This window comes from Enterobacter sp. CM29 (assembly GCF_013179605.1).
Lineage (GTDB): Bacteria > Pseudomonadota > Gammaproteobacteria > Enterobacterales > Enterobacteriaceae > Enterobacter > Enterobacter intestinihominis.
The window spans coordinates 1-1,155 of the sequence record NZ_JABMCU010000361.1 but is presented as its reverse complement, the minus strand read 5'-3'; the positions used below and the strand labels follow the sequence as shown (position 1 = coordinate 1,155).

The 1,155-nt window shown below is 52.2% G+C and carries 1 protein-coding gene and 3 tRNA genes; all 4 read left to right on the top strand.

What is annotated here, in order from left to right:
* Window positions 1-525 (top strand): CDP-diacylglycerol--glycerol-3-phosphate 3-phosphatidyltransferase (gene pgsA / locus HP459_RS23030; RefSeq protein ID WP_171936934.1); only part of this gene is annotated, 525 nt, incomplete at its 5' end.
* Between the two features lie 163 nt (window positions 526-688).
* Window positions 689-764 (top strand) — tRNA-Gly (locus HP459_RS23025).
* Between the two features lie 51 nt (window positions 765-815).
* Window positions 816-889 (top strand) — tRNA-Cys (locus HP459_RS23020).
* Between the two features lie 11 nt (window positions 890-900).
* A tRNA-Leu gene (locus tag HP459_RS23015) sits at window positions 901-987 on the top strand.
* The last annotated feature ends 168 nt before the right edge of the window (window positions 988-1,155 follow it).

Here is a 1,155-nt window from a genome sequence, read left to right as displayed (position 1 = left end):
CTTACTCTCTTTCGCGTTGTGCTCATTCCGTTCTTCGTCCTGGCATTTTACCTGCCGGTCGTCTGGGCGCCTTTTGCCTGTGCGCTTATTTTCCTGATTGCCGCCGTGACGGACTGGTTTGACGGTTATCTGGCGCGTCGCTGGAACCAGAGTACCCGCTTTGGCGCGTTCCTCGATCCGGTTGCGGATAAGGTGATGGTGGCAATCGCGATGGTGCTGGTGGCGGAACATTATCATACCTGGTGGGTGACGCTGCCTGCCGCGACCATGATTGGCCGTGAGATTATTATCTCTGCCCTGCGCGAATGGATGGCGGAGCTGGGTAAACGCAGCAGCGTGGCGGTGTCCTGGATCGGTAAAGTTAAAACCACTGCGCAGATGGCGGCGCTGGTGTGGATGCTGTGGCGTCCGAATGCCTGGGTAGAGTGGGCCGGCATTGGTCTGCTGTGGGTTGCGGCGGTGCTGACATTGTGGTCAATGTTGCAATATTTGAACGCTGCGCGCGGTGATTTGCTTGAACAGTGATCGTTTCGGCTTAATTTTCAGCAAACGATCCTGAGATGCAAAAAATAACGTTGACTCATAACGTCATATCAGTAGAATGCAACGCATCGAACGGCGGCACAGTAAGCCGGACGATAATGAAATCAAGTGCTTAGCAAGTCGTTAAATAGTTACTTGATAACATGCGGGAATAGCTCAGTTGGTAGAGCACGACCTTGCCAAGGTCGGGGTCGCGAGTTCGAGTCTCGTTTCCCGCTCCAGATTAATGCATCGGCAGTTTGCGGGTGCAGGTCGAAAGACAAAAGATTTAAGGCGCGTTAGCAAAGCGGTTATGTAGCGGATTGCAAATCCGTCTAGTCCGGTTCGACTCCGGAACGCGCCTCCACTTTCTTCCCTGGCCGGATGGTGGAATCGGTAGACACAAGGGATTTAAAATCCCTCGGCGTTCGCGCTGTGTGGGTTCAAGTCCCACTCCGGCTACCATGGGAAAACTAGAATAAAATCAATGATAAGCAGTGTCGTGTAAACCACCGAAAGGTGGTTTTTTATTGCCTAATTTTCGCCATTCGCCATTCGCCATTCTTTCGCCATTCGGCTTCACCATAAAAAGAGGGCATTACTGCCCTCCGACTACCGGAACTATAGGAATTT